Genomic DNA, 16,125 nt, shown 5'->3' on the forward strand with positions numbered 1-16,125 from the left:
CCTTTGAACTTAATTACACTATTATGAGTGAAAGTGTTTAGTAAACGATTTGATCCGATTTATATATTTCATTATACGTTAACCCTTCGTTTTCAACATACTATTCTTCTCTACTTCTCAATAACCTTCTGTTCTACTTCCTTACCTCATTCTTAATAGTTTTTCTAAACATGAGACAATTTTTATGTTTTATTACAGGTTTATTAATAAGTCATTTAAAAATCCTATTATCCTTCTACTAAAAAAATAAAAGCCAGCCTCAATAAAGAGAACTGACTTCTATTTGGATAATTATTGTTATTATAAAATTTTCACTTTAACAGTTTGTCTTCCCCAATTTATAGCTTTACTTTTTGAACCCATTAAAACATCAATACGATTACCTTTAATTGCACTTCCAGTATCACCAGCGATCGCTTCTCCATAGCCTTCTACCCATACTTTAGATCCTAATGGGATTACTTTCGGGTCAACTGCGATAATTCTCATATTCGGATTTGCCGTTAAATCATGCCCCATCGCAGTTAAAACGCGTCCACCATATGTACCATTTTCACTTGGATCAGCAGTATACGCTGTCGCTACTACCGTTAATTCACGTTTAGCAGACTGTATGTTGTTTTTAGATGCTTCTTTCGCTCTCTCTTCTTCTTTAGCCTTTGCTATTTCTCTTGCTTTCTCTTCTTCTTTAGCTTTTGCTATTTCTCTTGCTTTCTCTTCTTCTTTAGCTTTTGCTATTTCTCTTGCTTTCTCTTCTTCTTTAGCTTTTGCTATTTCTCTTGCTTTCTCTTCTTCTTTAGCTTTTGCTATTTCTCTTGCTTTCTCTTCTTCTTTAGCTTTTGCTATTTCTCTTGCTTTCTCTTCTTCTTTAGCTTTTACTATTTCTCTTGCTTTCTCTTCTTCTTTAGCTTTTGCTTTTTCTTCTTCTTTAGCCTTTGCTATTTCTTGCACTTTCTCTTCTTCTTTAACTTTTACTTCTTCTTTGATTTTTGCCTCTTCTTTAGGCTTTACTATTTCTTGCGCTTTTTCTTCTTCTTTAACTTTTACTTCTTCTTTGACTTTTGCCTCTTCTTTAGGTTTTACTATTTCTTGCGCTTTCCCTTCTTCTTTAGGTTTTACTATTTCTTGCGCTTTCCCTTCTTCTTTAACTTTTACTACTTTTGCCTCTTCTTTAGGCTTTACTATTTCTTGTGCTTTCGTTGTTTCTTTCGCTTTTGCTACTTTCTGCGTCTTTACTTCTTTCTTTTCTTTAACTGATTTTTGTACTTTCGCTACTTGCTTCGTTTTCTCTTCAGTTTTCTTTTCAGTTGGTGCTGTACTTGATAGGAAAGAAACGTTTGCATAAGCAGTTTTTCCTTTATACTCAAATTGCAACCATCCGTCTTTTACTTGATGCGTTGATTCAATTACATCATCTTTTTTTAGTCTGCCAAGAATTTCTGAATCTGTGTTTGCTTCAGTACGTACATTTAACAAATTCGCCGTTACATGATATACATCTTTTGTAAACTCCGAACTTACAAACACTTCTTTACCATTCAACTCAATTTTTGACCAGCCATCTTCGGTATTTATGACTTTTAATTCTTGCCCATTCTTTACTTTTTCGACCACTTTTGATTCTGTAGTCGGTTTTTCACGTACGTTAAGTACATCTGCTGTTACGATTGTTTCTGCGGTAGCAGTTGTGGTAAACGCTCCCAATCCAAAAACAGTTGCTGTTGCTGCGCCAATTACTTTTTTCATATTAGCCTCCATTAAATTTTTTTGAATTTTATCAAATGCCTCCGTAAAATTGTATAATTTTACATAATATCAAAACATTTGCAACAGTATATTAATATTGTTTAATATACTGTTATTAAAACTCCTTACTCCAATACTATCAAATTCTCATTTCTAATTCTATATATTATAAATCTCCTTATCTTTTATAAAAGCTCCATGCCCTTCTTCACACTAAATAGTTGTGGCAATTCCCGCCAAAAATAAACTTACGATTGCTAAAATTTGAGTAGCGACAATAGCCCCTCTTAAATGAAACTTATAATCTTTATATCCTTTCATACCTTCCGTACTAGGAATCACAACAAACCTTGGAGTAATCCAGCAAAAAATTAGCCAATCAATTATAAGTAAATCTACTAAATTGAAAATCATTAAAATACCAAAAGTGTGTAAATAGGCATCCATATACATTAACTTTTCATGCTTATGTAGTATATATGTAGAAAGGAAAGGAGTACCGAAAAGAATAGTATTATATACAATATTAAAATAAATGGTTTGCTTTTTTTCATGAATCGATTTTGGAAAAACTACTTTTTGAATATCTTTCGGATAATCAGTTAACGAAAGTCGAGGATTATAATATAAGGACCCTAAAATCATTACGGATAGTACAATAGACATGATGACACCAACGTACATCATTTGCTCAAATTGATTCATATGCTTCATTCACCCTTTTCTGTAATTACTATGATGGTCATTCACTTAATTACATATTGTATGTACGTACATAATCAAAAATTAACAACTAGCTTTAATAGCGAAGCAAAATTGTTGCAATGCAAATGCAAATTTAATACAGTGGAAGCCTAATTGATACAGATAGGACTGGTGAAACCTATGAAAATTGAACATATTGCAATTTGGGTAAATGACTTAGAATGTATGCGTGATTTTTATATGAAATACTTTAATGGTAAAGCAAACTCTTTATATCATAATAAAACGAAACAATTTGAATCTTATTTTATTACGTTCGAATCTGGAGCAAGACTTGAACTTATGCGTAAAAAAGGGATTGAAAATAAGCCTAATTTAAACATAACTGGCTATGCTCATACGGCTTTTTCTGTCGGTAGTGAAGAACGTGTGAATGAACTGACAAAGGTGATAAAAGATGCTGGTTATCCTTTATTGAATGGACCACGTTTTACTGGAGATGGCTATTATGAAAGTGTAATAGGCGATCCGGAAGGTAATCAAATAGAAATTACGATTTAACTTACCCTTTTCCACCACCTCCGTATTTTTCCACCGATTAGGCGGTGCTGTTGCCGAGGTGCCAAATGAGGCGACTGCTTATTTTTACCGAAAAGCACTATCAAACATGTCAATATTTGCTACTTGGGGGCAATCAGAAGGTGCTGGTGGAAGTATTCGATGGGTTGAAGATTTCCGCTTGGCAATGCTCCCCTTTACAAAGGGTGTCTACGTTAATACACCTGACCTTTCCATTAAAAATTGGCCAGATGCATACTTCAGTTGCAACTTTGAACGATTAATGGAAGTAAAAGCGAAATATGATCCAAAAAATATTTTTAACTTTCCGCAAAGTATTCCGCTTTTTTAACTGTTTAAAATTTTTTCCAAACTGCTAAGTAAACATTCATTTTATATTGTTTATTTAGCAGTTTAGTATAAAGACTCTTTTGTTTACATAATAACATTACGGATTATAAGATATTGCTCTTTTACTTCTCTTTTTACTTATAATGACTCTTCCTATATTAAAAGCAAAAGCGATAAAAAAGATAATACTCCCCATTAGAAATACTTCATTATAACTACGAATAATTCCATGCTTATATTTCTCCTTTAGTTGCTTGTAAATCTTGCTCTCCCCATCAGTTTGTAATAATATCTGTTGTTTTTTATTTATGGCTTGCAATACTTGTTCCCTTTCTAAATTTGACAAATCACTTTTTTTAATTGCAGTCACTACTTCCCTATTTACTTTCTCTTTTTCAACTAACAACTGATGATTTAGAAACATCACCAGTATCGCTACTCCAACAATACTTCCAACTGTTCTAGAAACATTACATATACTTGCAGCAACACCTGACTTTTCAATCGGCACACTTAAAACTGCTATTGTTGTATATGGCGCTAATGTGCAACCAGTTCCAATCCCAACGATTATTAATCGCCAAATATAATCCCATGTAGTAAAGTTTGAGTCTATTTGACTAAATAAATATGATGATAAAATAAATGTTAGTAGCCCCATACTACCTATTAATGAACTTCCCCGCTTTGCTGCAATTGGTGTTACTATTGCTGTAACAAGCATTGAAACAATCGCTAGCGTGCTAATTATTAAACCTGACTGTAATTCAGACATACCTCCTACTTGGACAAAATAAAAAGTAAGTATAAACAAAAAGTTCATTAATCCCATTCCAACAAAAAATAAAGAAAAATTTGAGATTGAAAACTCTTTATTTGTGAATAACTTTAATGGCAACATTGGATTTTTACTTTTCTTTTCAATGATAAAAAATAATATAAAACCTACGAGTGAGAGCATAAAAAGAAGTATTAAGCTTATCGTGCTTAAATGATTTGTATTTACTTGTATGAGTGCATATACAAGTAAGCATAGTGCAGATGCAGAAGTAATCATACCTGCCCAATCTATTTTAGAGCTTGCAGCATGATCATAAGATTCCTTAATACAAAGAATCACGAAGATGAAAGATAAAATACCAACTGGTATATTAATAAAAAACACCCAACTCCAATTTAATTTGTCAGTTAAAACACCTCCAAGTGAAGGGCCAATTGCCGCTGCTAATCCCCCAAAAGCTCCCATGATACCTCCTATCATACCTTGTTTCTCTCTCGGTACTAAATTAAGGCCTAGTGGCATAGCAACTGGTACGATAACTGCGGCGGAAATTCCTTGTATTATCCTAAAAGCCACTAATGTATGAAAAGAAGTGGCTATACCACACATAAACGAACTAACAGAAAATCCCAATAAACCAATAATATACAGCTTCTTACGACCAAACTGATCCGCCAGACGTGCTGCAATTAATAAACACGATACAAAGGCAACATTATAACTATTAGCAACCCAAGAAATTGTATCAATTGAAGTATAAAATGTCTTTGTCATTTCTGGTAATGCGATATTCACAATATTTGAATCTAAAATTGCCATAAAAAAACCCGCAATTAAAGCTATTAATGCAAATATATTCCTCATTTCTGCCACCCTTATTCCTTTTATTTATTTAAAATCCCATTCATAAATAAATTTACACATGTCTCTATATACTCTTCTAACTGAATCTCTTCTTCCGATATACTTACATTCATAATGTATAAAAACAGTTGTCCATAAAACATATTTGCTATCAAACTGTAATTACAGGTGAAAATGTGTCCCTTCTCACCAAGTTGCTTTAAATATTTTTCTAAGTGATTCACTAAATGTGAATTCAACTCGTGTAGCAATGTTTTCATTTCACTATTTTGTCTTGATTCTATTAACGCAGCCCAAATATAATTTAGCTTTGGTAAATTGGTTTGAATATATGTTTCTGCTACTTTCGTAAGGTCCTTATGTAAATCACCAGTAAATTGCTCTTCTATTTCCTCTAACAATGCAACTGGTGTCGTCCGTAAAATAATGCTCTCCCTAAAAAGATTTTCCTTATTTTTAAAATTACGAAATATCGTTAACTCGCTTACCCCTGCTTTTTCTGCTACTTCACGAATTGTTGTCGCTGTATATCCTTTTTCACCAAACAATAACGTAGCAGCTTCCATAACTTTTTCTCGCGCTGTTAATTTACCCATCTTTATTCCTCCATTCAATATGTAAGTAAGTGATTACTAACATATTATCATAAAAGAAAAATGAAAGTAACTAGTTACTTTCATTTTTCTTTATTTTCATTAACTATTCAATCATCGAAAGTAAAACGTTCTCAAGCTCTTTTTTTGACAACATACTATCATTTATATACACTTGATATGCATTTCTTCCTTCTTTTGCTGGCACAACTATTTTCATAGCCCTTACATTCGATTCTTTATACTCACCGAATGTAACGTCATAGCCATTTAATTTATATTTCTTTATATCTCCAGTAAAATTAGGTCCTCTTTCAGATGGTTTATCAAATGGTCTATCAATAAAGTAATCTTTATATTCTCCTTCAACAATTTCTAATTGATGAATTGTAAAACCTAATTCCGCCTCTGAAGTATGTGGCTGTTTTTTTACATTTTGATTTTCATATCTCATCGTAATAAGTGGCATAGGTTTTCCTAGTGTTGCTTCAGCTTTTACCTCTTCCAATACTAATTGATGTCCAACCGGAATATATGTTGGATGCTTGATTGGAAAACCAGTTATTTGTTCAGCTTGTTCAAATGTATAGGTAAAATGTTGATCTATTCTTTCTTCATATGTATGTAATTGTTCCATTACCTCTCTATCTCTCATTTCTTCATCAGCATTTAGACGATTGGTTGCTGTATATTGTCTCTCACCATTCTCTACGACACTTACTTTTTTATAAAAATAGTACGATTCCTGTAATAAAGTTACATACTTATCAAAGTCCTTTTCTGTAAATATACTTTTAGCAATTTCTATACGTTCCATTACGCCATTATAACCATCCTCAGTCATTCCCATATCTTGTCTTGCTTTTTCTGGTGTCCCTACAATTTTATCCATTAATGTTGTACCTGCAAAAGTACCGGTCGGTATTAAAATTGCCGTAGCTACAAATCCAAGCAATAATTTTTTCTTCATAGAAATCTTCCTTTTCATTTTCGACTGTTGGTATTTATAAAAAGAGTTTTGCACTTGATTATCTAGATTTGGAGACGGGTCTAGATTCTCTGCTTTTCTTTTTAGTTCATTCGTTACATATCTCTCAAAATCCATTTACTTCTTCCTCCCTTTCGTTTGGCATTTGTTCCATTTCCATTCTTAATCGTTTTAGTGCTGTGTGTAGTCGAGATTTCACTGTACCAATAGGGACTTGAAGAAGTGCAGCAATTTCATCCAAGCTATATTCATGGAAGTAACGCATAATGACTACTTCACGATGTTTATAAGATAAATTTTGTACAATTTCTACTAATTCACTTCGTGTTTCTTTATGTAAAATAACTTCATCCATTATGTAAGACCGATCTTGTTCATACATTTTCTTCTTTTCAAAGATTCGAAATCGTCGCCACGATTTACGACGACAATCCTGTACTTCCTTGACAACTAGTCCATGTAACCAAAAACGAAATGAACGATTCATATCATAGTTTGTTATGGACTTCCACATATTGATGTACACTTCATTAACTATATCGTCTACATCTTGGTTTTGACTTCCTACTAAAAATACTACTGTTCTATAAATATCTTTACATGTATATTCATAAATAATTTGAAAGGCTTCTTGGTCCCCAGACCCCACTTTATATAGCCATTCTTTTAATTGTACTTCATCCAAAGCTCCGTTTCCCTCTCATAATCCTTCACACTATATTCGCTCGTTTTTCACAAAAGGTTCATTTTACATGAAAATTTATTTATTACAATAAAAATATAAGGTATATTTTTATGAAAAGGAGGAATTCAATAATGAATACAGAGGATAAAATTCACGCTGAAAAAGTGTTAAAAAATCTATTCATCGGATCACAAGTTGATGGATTACAATTTGGTATTTCTCCAGGCGCTATAAAGATTCATTTCACAAACTTTCACGACTCAGTTGATTATGACGGACAATTATATATCAATATCGAATCCAAATGGTGTTTATTTAATAAACCTCAAAAAAGCTACCCATTAAATGAAGATGAATTTGAAGTTTATTCTGAGAAAGAAGAATATGAAAGAATATGTAAGATAAGAAGACAAAAAGTTACCGATATACAACTTGGCTTAGAAAGCCCTCATTTAATTATTACATTAGAGAGTGGACAAATTATTTTTTTAAATGGTTTTCATGATTATTATGAATGTTGGCAAGCTGGTGTCCTATGTAAGCAATGGCTTGTAGTCGCTGCACCTGGGAATGAAATCGCCACTTGGGCTCCCGATGAGTTTACCGATAAGTAAACTGTCTTCACGAAGAAGAAACGAAGATATTTTATGAAGTACTATACTAATGAACTACATAATCATTTCTATTACACGTAAACAAAATGACGATTTTACTTTAATAGAACTCACTTTATTAAAGTTGAAAGGATGATAATGATGGCATGTGTCCATGATTTTGGAATAATTGACGATTTTACTTCTCAAAAAAATTACGAAGATTATACACCAGAGAAATATCATTGTATATCTGTTGATGATGATATTATCAGTAGTTTAAATCAAAATTTATCAATTATGAAAACCTACTTCCATACAGTCAAAAATCAGAAATACGGTTTAGCTTATTGTGGTATTACAATTATCCCGCCTGAATCATTAGCAATTTTCTATGAAACAGTTACATCCTCAAAGTTCTTCAGAAAATCTGATGAGCTGAATGAGTTAGCTTCAAAAATTGTACAAGCTGCAGCAGAACAGAAGTACATGATCCATTATGGGGTTTAAATGTAATTCAAAAAATGCTTAGGATTTCTCCGAAGCATTTTTTGTATGTTACTAATACATTTATTCCTTAACCATTTAGTCAATGCTTGAGCCTATGGCCCCATCTTTTACAAGTGAGGGCGCCCCTATTAATCTAAATAAGCGTCTCATTTCCAATCTTCCAGCTAAACCATCTCCCATGCCCTTCTGTTTCTCCAACCGTTTCACGATATTCGTTTCCGTTAATATAATAATCAATATGAAGGTCACGATCCCACATGTTGTTATACAGGTGGAATACATCACGTTTTGCGCCAATTTCTTGTATTTGTTTTTCTAACTTATGTTTTACTTGTTCTGGTATTTGATTTGCAACATGTGTATGGAAAATACAAATAACAGCTTCTTCACTTATTTGTTCAATAATAGATGATAATAGCTCTACACCGTCTCCTTCTATTAATTGGACAGATTCATTTTTCACTAAAGATGCAGCTTGATCAAACATCTCAAGCCTTTCTTTATGTTCTGGCCAAATTAAAGCACGTAACCATAAATAATCTTCCTCATTATGTAAATCATTCACATGTAAGTCCAGTCCGATTCTTTCTACGACAGATGGGCTTTCTTTTAGAAAATGCGGCACATTCGTCCCTCTTATTTCAGAAGTTACATGCACATTTGAATTTATATTTCCGTACATTTCATCCGTCCCGTACGAATAACTATATTGGTCCCAGAACAGTTGCAACCCAGAACTTGTCCCAATTTCAATTAACGCTAACGGCTTCTTCACTTTGTTAAATATGTAGCAGAAACTTGGGTATAAGTATGCGCACCGTCTTACTTCATTTGTTTGAACAAGTTTTGTTTGTAACAAAGTAATGATTTCTTCTCGGTACTCTTTACAGAAATCTTTAAAATGATTAAAAGCTTTATCTAAATTTGTATCAGTATTTTCAACTAAACTACTATAATACGTTTTTAAATGATGTTCTTTCCCTGCTAGCAATAAATAATGTACTGCACCTAATAGTAAGTTTGGGACTGGTTGACCTACCTGAGCATAGGACGATAGTGTAAGTACTTCCTCATCTTCAGCAATTTTCATTGATAAATATTCATATAAATCACTTGACTCTTTACATTCCTTTATTGAAAAGTTTCGAAATAAGTTTGAAATTTGTTCTTTTGTACACATTAGAGTCCCTCTTTTTTATTTTTCAGAATAATCTTACCATTACAGAAAGAATAATCCTATAAAAAGGTACTCGATTTAGTCACTTAAGGATACGTAAGCTTTTTCGAGATAATTTCAAACTGTAATTTTTTTCTATTTATCACCTTAAAAGAGCTTGTTAAATAAGATTTTTAGCGAATAAAACGTTAAATAGTTTAAAATTATCAGATAACACTAGATATTTTAGTCTATTAATTATTATAATAGAGTATGAGATGGTTATATAATTGAGACAAAAAAGGTATACACCTAGGTGGGGCCTAGGCGGTGTTTCTCTTTTACGGCTTAGACATAGAAAACACCTACACTTTTTTGCCAATATAGGGGATGGAGAGATTATCATGAGCAACATGCAGCAAAAAACAGACGTTATCTTAATTGGTGCAGGAATTATGAGTGCAACGTTAGGCTCATTACTAAAAGAATTAGCACCAGAATGGGAAATTAAAGTTTTTGAAAAACTCGCAAGTGCCGGGGAAGAAAGCTCTAACGAATGGAATAATGCAGGTACAGGGCATTCTGCGCTATGCGAACTGAACTATACTTCCGAAAAAGCTGACGGATCTATAGATATTAGTAAGGCTGTAAAAGTGAATGAGCAATTCCAGCTTTCAAGACAATTTTGGGCATATCTTGTAAAGAGCAAATTAATTCGTAATCCACAAGATTTTATTATGCCACTACCTCATATGAGTTTAGTACAAGGGGAAAAAAATGTTGAGTTTCTAAAAAACCGTTTTGAAGCGCTTTCAAAAAATCCACTGTTTCAAGGAATGGAATTTTCTGATGCTCCTGAAACATTAAAAAGATGGCTTCCACTCATTATGGAAGGTCGCACATCTAATGAACCGATGGCGGCAACGAAGATTGACTCTGGAACAGATGTTAACTTCGGTGCATTAACACGTATGTTGTTTGATTACTTAAAAACAAAAAATGTCGAGCTAAACTACAAGCATAGTGTCGAAAATATTAAGCGCACGAAAAATGGTTTGTGGGAAGTAAAAGTACACGATATGAATAGTGGTAAAATTGAGCATCATACTGCTAAATTCGTCTTTATTGGCGGCGGTGGCGGTAGCCTACCTCTACTTCAAAAGACTGGTATCCCTGAATCAAAGCATATCGGTGGCTTCCCAGTAAGTGGACTATTTATGGTATGTAAAAACCAAAAAGTTGTAGAGCAGCATCATGCGAAAGTGTACGGTAAAGCTAAAGTTGGCGCTCCGCCAATGTCTGTACCTCATCTAGATACGAGATATATAGACAATAAAAAAGCTTTACTGTTTGGACCATTCGCAGGCTTCTCACCTAAATTCTTAAAAACTGGCTCAAATCTTGACTTAATCGGTTCTGTAAAACCGAATAACGTCTTAACGATGTTAGCCGCTGGTGTAAAAGAAATGGGACTTACAAAATACTTAATTCAGCAAGTTATGTTATCACATGAAAAACGTATGGAAGAATTACGCGAATTCATTCCGAACGCGAAAAGTGAAGATTGGGATATTGTAGTTGCTGGACAACGTGTACAAGTAATTAAAGATACTGATGCTGGCGGTAAAGGAACACTTCAATTTGGTACAGAAGTAGTAAGTGCAGCTGACGGCTCAATCGCCGCATTACTAGGCGCATCACCAGGTGCTTCTACTGCTGTTCACGTCATGCTTGAAGTATTAGAAAAATGTTTCCCAAGCCGCATGGTAGAATGGGAAGAAAAAATAAAAGAAATGATTCCTTCATATGGCATTTCACTAACTGAAAATCCAAGATTGTTCCAAGATCTTCACACTTCTACTGGTCGTACACTTGGATTAAACGAAAAAGAAACTGTTCATAATTAATGAAGAAATAAAAAAACGTCCGATATATTCGGACGTTTTTTTGTCTACTAAAAATTATACTTATCAATATTATCTTTCGTAAATACAACTCGTTCTGGTAATACGATAATTCCATTCCCTTCTGCCTCATAATCATATCCTTGAATGGAGTTTGGCTCTACCTTCACTTTTCCAATTCCTTTTACTTCGAAGCTATCCCCTACTTTTAACTTCTTCCCTTTTACAACAATTTCATTTGCTACATACGTTGCGAGAGCACCTTGTTGTTTTACATCCCATAAACCAAATTGTGCTACTGTTCCTCGTTTTACGTAATCACGCATAACGTTTGGTGTAGAGAAGCCAGTTACGACAACCTTTTTATCCATTTTTAAATTTTCAGCTGCTTGTGCCATTGCCGGAAGTGCCGTTGCATCTGGACAAATGACTGCGTTAATATCAGGATACGTTTTTAAAATATTCTCTCCTACTGACAAAGACTTTTGCGCATTATTTTCACCGTACTGCGTCGTTACAATTTCCCAGTTCGGATATTTCTTTTTAATAATTTCTTTCGCTTTCGTTACCCATTGGTTTTGATCCGTTACTGTCGGGCTAGAATAAAAGAAGGCTACTTTTCCTTTATCTCCAATTTGCTTTGAAGTCATTTCTATTAATAAATTAGCAAGTTGGTCTGGTGTTCCTTGGCTTATATAAAAAGAACGATCTTTCGGATTCACATCAGAATCCCATGTTAACACCGTCATCCCTTTTTTCTTAGCACGTTGCAGTGATTGCGATAACCCATCCACTGACGTAGATGAAACCATAATCGCATCATAGTTTTGATTAATGAAATTGTTTATATATTTAACTTGCCCTGAAACACTCGCTTCAGACGGTCCATCATACTTCACTTGCACGCCTAACTTATCTCCCATCTCTTTTGCCCCTTCACCACCCGATGTGAAGAAACCAACCCCTGTTAATTTCGGAATAAATGCAAATTTCACATCATCAACCTTTTTCTTATCTGCCGTTTGACTAGAACACGCAATTAAACCGATTAAACAAATACATACAATCAATACAATCCCCAGTTTTCTCTTCATGACATTTCCCCCTTATGCAAATTCTTTCTTTTCTCCGCTAAGAATTGATGTAATTTGAAATGTCTCATAATAACTGAAAGAATAAGGATAATACCTATTACTACATTGGATTGTTCATTTGTTAAACCCGTCATTTGCAAGCCATACTGCATGAGCCCAATGAAAATACTCGCCAGTACAGTACCAATAATGCTTCCTTTTCCGCCTGTAATAAGTGTACCGCCTAAGACGACTGCTGTAATGATTGGTAAAATTGTTTCACTTCCCATATCAGCACGTGCGGAACCGAAGTAGGCAGTTAAGAAAGCGCCTCCTAATCCACCTCCTAACCCTGAAAGTATGTAAGCAATAATGACTACTTTTTTCGTTTTAATCCCAGTGTATTTTGCTGCATTTTCGTTCGCACCTGTTAATTTTACATGGCGCCCGTATATAGTTCGATGAAATAATACAGTACATAAAACTGTTAATACGATCAGTAGCCATAATAAATTCGGTATTCCTATAAAACTACCATTTGCCAGTTGTACAAATACGTCTGGTAAACCGCTTATTCCTTCATACCCAGAAGCACCTGCCCCTCCTGAAATGACGAGGGCAATTCCCCCGTATAAAAACATCGTTCCGAGTGTAACGACGAGTGGTTCTACATCCGTCATTTTTATAATGAGTCCGTTTAAAGCGCCTGCTAAACAACTAATTATTAGGGCGATTATAACAGCAAACAAAATAGGTATTCCGTTCATCCAAAGTACACCGATTAAGATCGAAGTGAGCCCCATTATTGAGCCGATCGATACATCAATTCCTCCTGTTACTATAACAAAAGTCATTGGTATCGCCGCAATTGCGATAAATAAGAAATCATTTGTACTAAAAAGGAGATTACTAATATTTAAGAAATCACTATTTATTAAACTAAAAAGGATGAATTCTACAAGAAGTAATACAATTAGAACCCCTTCCCATCTATATACATACTTCATAGATTCATCCTCCTTTCTGCCTTCCACTTTTTCATAACACTATCTAATATGATGATAAGTAATAATAAAAAACCTGAAATAGCATTATTCCAAAATGCTGGTATTTTTAAAAAGACGAGTGAGCTACTTATTGTTTCTAAAAATAACGCTCCTAATGCAGCTCCAAATAAAGATCCTGTTCCTCCTTTTAAGTGAATTCCTCCTAGTACAGCGGCTGCGATTACTTGTAATTCTAATCCTGTACCCGTTTGATTTGGCACGAAACCGATATTCATAACAAATATGCAACCAGCGATCGCAGCGCTTATGCCTGAAATCATAAACGCATATATCTTCACTTTATTAACAGGTATACCAATAAGCCTCGCGCCATCTTCATTATCACCTACCGCATAAAAGTATCTTCCCAATGGCACTTTTCTTAAAAAGAAGTATAGTAGTAGTAAAATAATAAGAACGAACCATACAGTTATAGGTAAACCAAGAATGATGATAGATGGCAGCTGCTTAAAATCGTTTGGAATATCTTCAATCCACTTCCCGCCTGTGAAAATTAACATTGTACCTCTAATAATTCCTAACATGCCTAATGTCATAATAATGGCTGGTACCCGAAACTTCGCAACTCCAATACCATTTACGAAACCAATAATGGCCCCAAGTATAATAGCTACAAATATCGACAAGAATGCACTATACCCATTCGTTAACATCATTCCGCAAACTGCTGCACTTAACCCCATGCTTGAACCAACTGATACATCTATATTTTTCGTAAATAAGACGAACGATTGACCGATTGCTAGCACGACTAAAATAACGCTTGATTTCATCAGTAAAGATAACGAGTTAAATTGAATAAAACTAGGGTTTATCATTCCTACAATAGCTATATAAATTAGTAGTAACAGTATGATAGACGTTTCATGCATTTTTAACATACGTTTCATTCCGCTACACCTCCGTATGCAAGGCGTGTAACTTCATTCACACTCAGTTGTTCTTTTTCCATATGAGAAACAAATCGCCCATTTCTCATTACATATACACGGTTTACTAATTGGACAATTTCTTCAACATCTGAAGAGATTAATAAAATTGCGAGTCCTTCCCTTTTCATTTTTTTTATCGTCTCATACACTTCAAGCCTTGCTTTCGCATCAATTCCGCGAGTCGGCTCATCAAGAATAATAATTTTAGGATTACATGCAAGATACTTCGCAAGCACGACCTTCTGCTGATTACCTCCTGATAAAGATGCCAGTTCTTTATTCATATTCTGTACAACAATTCGGAACTGTTCTATAAACGAATTAACTAAAGCGCTTTCTTTTTCTTGATTTATAAAAAAGCGATTATTTTGATATAAACTTGCTGCTGCAATATTTTCTTTAACAGAAGCAATTGAGAAAATTCCATTCCTCGCTCTATCCTCTGGCACATAAACTAGTCCTTCGTCTAGCCTTTTATGCAAAGAACACGTATCAATTGATTTTCCACCCAATAAGATAGACCCTGATTTTATAGTTTTCAATCCAAATATCGCTTCTGCTAATTCCGTTCTGCCAGATCCTATAATGCCAGCAACACCTACAACCTCACCGGCATGTACAGTGAATGATATATTTTCGAATGCGTGACCATTTATATCAACCACTTCTAATATTTTTTTCGTCTTTACTGTCTCTTGAACTACTTCTATTTTCTCTTTCTGTTTATATCCTTTTGGCAATAGTCCCTCCATCAGCATGTCATATGTATAGTCACATACATCACCTTGGCTTACAACCATTCCATCACGTAGTATTGCTACTTTGTTGGCAATTTCAAAGATTTCTGGAAAACGATGTGTAATATAAATCATCCCGATTCCTTTTTCTTGTAAACTTTTCATCAACACAAAAAGACTCTTAATTTCGTGTGTTGTTAATGTCGATGTTGGCTCATCTAGAATAAGAATCTCAGCTTCTCTTATTAATCCTCTAACGATTTCTACTAACTGTTGTTGCGCAATCGATAATGTTCCTCCTAGTTTATTAAGGTCAATATCCCATCCTAAGCTGCTAATCAATTGCTGAATCTGTACTTTTAGTTTCTTTTTCTTTTCTTTTAACCCGATACACATATTTTCTTCAATAGTCATATGCGGAAAAATGAGTGGTTCTTGCGGTATTAAATAAATACCTTTTCGGTGTGCTTCTGATGGATTTGAAAACTGTTGCTTCATTCCTTTTACATACATCTCTCCATCATCATACGAATATAACCCCGTTAATATTTTCATTAATGTTGATTTCCCGGCGCCATTTCCCCCCACTAAAGCGTATATATCTCCGCGCTCTACTTGTAAGTTCACTTCTTTTAATACAAGTTGATTTAAAAACGCCTTACTCATTTTCTTTACTTGTAATAAAGGTACGTTCTCCACATGATGTCACCTGCCTTTATCCAGAACATTTTTTGAGAAAATGATTATTTGTTCTACTTGTTTTGTAGCATTGTATATTCCTTTTTTTATATCTAGAACACTTTTTTCTACGTACTATTAATCGTTTCAACTGGAATAAACAAAATATATGGTACATATGTTTAAGCTGTGGTCAATTGTTGA

16 protein-coding genes are annotated in these 16,125 nt (G+C 34.0%); 5 read left to right on the top strand and 11 right to left on the bottom strand.

Annotation, left to right across the window (positions count from 1 at the left end; genetic code table 11):
• Nucleotides 1–300: 300 nt before the first annotated feature.
• On the bottom strand, nucleotides 301–1,746 hold the full coding sequence (entB, locus tag NST90_RS14360) for a cell wall-binding protein EntB (RefSeq protein ID WP_309307147.1): 1,446 nt from the start codon (nucleotides 1,744–1,746) through the stop codon (nucleotides 301–303).
• 213 nt (nucleotides 1,747–1,959) lie between these two features.
• Nucleotides 1,960–2,451, bottom strand: coding sequence for a hypothetical protein (locus NST90_RS14365; protein WP_001071243.1), 492 nt, complete (start codon nucleotides 2,449–2,451; stop codon nucleotides 1,960–1,962).
• Nucleotides 2,452–2,631: 180 nt separating this feature from the next.
• Between NST90_RS14365 and NST90_RS14370 the strand changes: the two genes are divergently transcribed.
• The gene (locus NST90_RS14370) at nucleotides 2,632–3,012 is read left to right on the top strand and encodes a VOC family protein (protein WP_046392827.1); all 381 of its coding nucleotides are present in this window, start codon (nucleotides 2,632–2,634) and stop codon (nucleotides 3,010–3,012) included.
• A gap of 58 nt (nucleotides 3,013–3,070) precedes the next feature.
• Nucleotides 3,071–3,361: a BBE domain-containing protein gene (locus NST90_RS14375; protein ID WP_044307011.1), complete on the top strand. Its 291-nt coding sequence runs from the start codon at nucleotides 3,071–3,073 to the stop codon at nucleotides 3,359–3,361.
• Nucleotides 3,362–3,457: 96 nt separating this feature from the next.
• On the opposite strand, the gene NST90_RS14380 is transcribed toward NST90_RS14375, so the two are convergent.
• The 4 genes from NST90_RS14380 to NST90_RS14395 all read right to left on the bottom strand — a co-directional run bounded on the left by NST90_RS14380 (nucleotide 3,458) and on the right by NST90_RS14395 (nucleotide 7,271).
• Nucleotides 3,458–5,005, bottom strand: coding sequence for an MFS transporter (locus NST90_RS14380; protein ID WP_044307010.1), 1,548 nt, complete (start codon nucleotides 5,003–5,005; stop codon nucleotides 3,458–3,460).
• A 20-nt stretch (nucleotides 5,006–5,025) separates the two neighbouring features.
• The gene (locus NST90_RS14385; RefSeq protein WP_044307009.1) at nucleotides 5,026–5,601 is read right to left on the bottom strand and encodes a TetR/AcrR family transcriptional regulator; all 576 of its coding nucleotides are present in this window, start codon (nucleotides 5,599–5,601) and stop codon (nucleotides 5,026–5,028) included.
• Between the two features lie 103 nt (nucleotides 5,602–5,704).
• A complete protein-coding gene (locus NST90_RS14390; protein ID WP_044307008.1) occupies nucleotides 5,705–6,703 on the bottom strand; it encodes a hypothetical protein in 999 nt (332 codons plus the stop codon).
• Nucleotides 6,693–7,271, bottom strand: a complete 579-nt coding sequence (locus tag NST90_RS14395) for a sigma-70 family RNA polymerase sigma factor (RefSeq protein ID WP_044307007.1) — start codon at nucleotides 7,269–7,271, stop codon at nucleotides 6,693–6,695. The genes NST90_RS14390 and NST90_RS14395 overlap by 11 nt, the downstream gene beginning before the upstream one ends.
• Nucleotides 7,272–7,402: 131 nt before the next feature.
• Here NST90_RS14395 and NST90_RS14400 point away from each other — a divergent pair, with 131 nt between their 5' ends.
• Nucleotides 7,403–7,885: a hypothetical protein gene (locus NST90_RS14400; RefSeq protein ID WP_001090914.1), complete on the top strand. Its 483-nt coding sequence runs from the start codon at nucleotides 7,403–7,405 to the stop codon at nucleotides 7,883–7,885.
• A gap of 138 nt (nucleotides 7,886–8,023) precedes the next feature.
• Nucleotides 8,024–8,374: a hypothetical protein gene (locus NST90_RS14405; RefSeq protein WP_001999997.1), complete on the top strand. Its 351-nt coding sequence runs from the start codon at nucleotides 8,024–8,026 to the stop codon at nucleotides 8,372–8,374.
• A 133-nt stretch (nucleotides 8,375–8,507) separates the two neighbouring features.
• On the opposite strand, the gene NST90_RS14410 is transcribed toward NST90_RS14405, so the two are convergent.
• On the bottom strand, nucleotides 8,508–9,554 hold the full coding sequence (locus NST90_RS14410; RefSeq protein WP_044307006.1) for a DUF2332 domain-containing protein: 1,047 nt from the start codon (nucleotides 9,552–9,554) through the stop codon (nucleotides 8,508–8,510).
• A gap of 380 nt (nucleotides 9,555–9,934) precedes the next feature.
• Here NST90_RS14410 and NST90_RS14415 point away from each other — a divergent pair, with 380 nt between their 5' ends.
• Nucleotides 9,935–11,437, top strand: a complete 1,503-nt coding sequence (locus NST90_RS14415) for a malate:quinone oxidoreductase (protein WP_000069139.1) — start codon at nucleotides 9,935–9,937, stop codon at nucleotides 11,435–11,437.
• Between the two features lie 47 nt (nucleotides 11,438–11,484).
• Here NST90_RS14415 and lsrB read toward each other — a convergent pair whose 3' ends face one another.
• From lsrB to NST90_RS14435, 4 genes are read right to left on the bottom strand one after another with little or no spacing between them, the layout of a single operon-like run.
• Entirely contained in the window at nucleotides 11,485–12,528 is a 1,044-nt protein-coding gene (gene lsrB / locus NST90_RS14420) for an autoinducer 2 ABC transporter substrate-binding protein LsrB (RefSeq protein ID WP_000823660.1), read from the bottom strand.
• Nucleotides 12,525–13,514, bottom strand: coding sequence for an ABC transporter permease (locus NST90_RS14425; RefSeq protein WP_000878526.1), 990 nt, complete (start codon nucleotides 13,512–13,514; stop codon nucleotides 12,525–12,527). Before NST90_RS14425 ends, lsrB begins: the two co-directional genes overlap by 4 nt.
• A complete protein-coding gene (locus tag NST90_RS14430) occupies nucleotides 13,511–14,464 on the bottom strand; it encodes a sugar ABC transporter permease (RefSeq protein WP_000827494.1) in 954 nt (317 codons plus the stop codon). Before NST90_RS14430 ends, NST90_RS14425 begins: the two co-directional genes overlap by 4 nt.
• A complete protein-coding gene (locus NST90_RS14435) occupies nucleotides 14,461–15,942 on the bottom strand; it encodes a sugar ABC transporter ATP-binding protein (protein WP_044307004.1) in 1,482 nt (493 codons plus the stop codon). The genes NST90_RS14430 and NST90_RS14435 overlap by 4 nt, the downstream gene beginning before the upstream one ends.
• Nucleotides 15,943–16,125 lie beyond the last annotated feature (183 nt).

This window comes from Bacillus sp. FSL E2-8900 (assembly GCF_037966225.1).
Lineage (GTDB): Bacteria > Bacillota > Bacilli > Bacillales > Bacillaceae_G > Bacillus_A > Bacillus_A cereus.

Coding starts and splice junctions, on each gene's coding strand:
- NST90_RS14390 (WP_044307008.1), bottom strand. CDS start 6,703: ATGGATTTTGAGAGATATGTAACGAATGAACTAAAAAGAAAAGCAGAG.
- NST90_RS14385 (WP_044307009.1), bottom strand. CDS start 5,601: ATGGGTAAATTAACAGCGCGAGAAAAAGTTATGGAAGCTGCTACGTTA.
- NST90_RS14405 (WP_001999997.1), top strand. CDS start 8,024: ATGATGGCATGTGTCCATGATTTTGGAATAATTGACGATTTTACTTCT.
- lsrB (WP_000823660.1), bottom strand. CDS start 12,528: ATGAAGAGAAAACTGGGGATTGTATTGATTGTATGTATTTGTTTAATC.
- entB (WP_309307147.1), bottom strand. CDS start 1,746: ATGAAAAAAGTAATTGGCGCAGCAACAGCAACTGTTTTTGGATTGGGA.
- NST90_RS14430 (WP_000827494.1), bottom strand. CDS start 14,464: ATGAAACGTATGTTAAAAATGCATGAAACGTCTATCATACTGTTACTA.
- NST90_RS14425 (WP_000878526.1), bottom strand. CDS start 13,514: ATGAAGTATGTATATAGATGGGAAGGGGTTCTAATTGTATTACTTCTT.
- NST90_RS14400 (WP_001090914.1), top strand. CDS start 7,403: ATGAATACAGAGGATAAAATTCACGCTGAAAAAGTGTTAAAAAATCTA.
- NST90_RS14370 (WP_046392827.1), top strand. CDS start 2,632: ATGAAAATTGAACATATTGCAATTTGGGTAAATGACTTAGAATGTATG.
- NST90_RS14415 (WP_000069139.1), top strand. CDS start 9,935: ATGAGCAACATGCAGCAAAAAACAGACGTTATCTTAATTGGTGCAGGA.
- NST90_RS14380 (WP_044307010.1), bottom strand. CDS start 5,005: ATGAGGAATATATTTGCATTAATAGCTTTAATTGCGGGTTTTTTTATG.
- NST90_RS14365 (WP_001071243.1), bottom strand. CDS start 2,451: ATGAATCAATTTGAGCAAATGATGTACGTTGGTGTCATCATGTCTATT.
- NST90_RS14410 (WP_044307006.1), bottom strand. CDS start 9,554: ATGTGTACAAAAGAACAAATTTCAAACTTATTTCGAAACTTTTCAATA.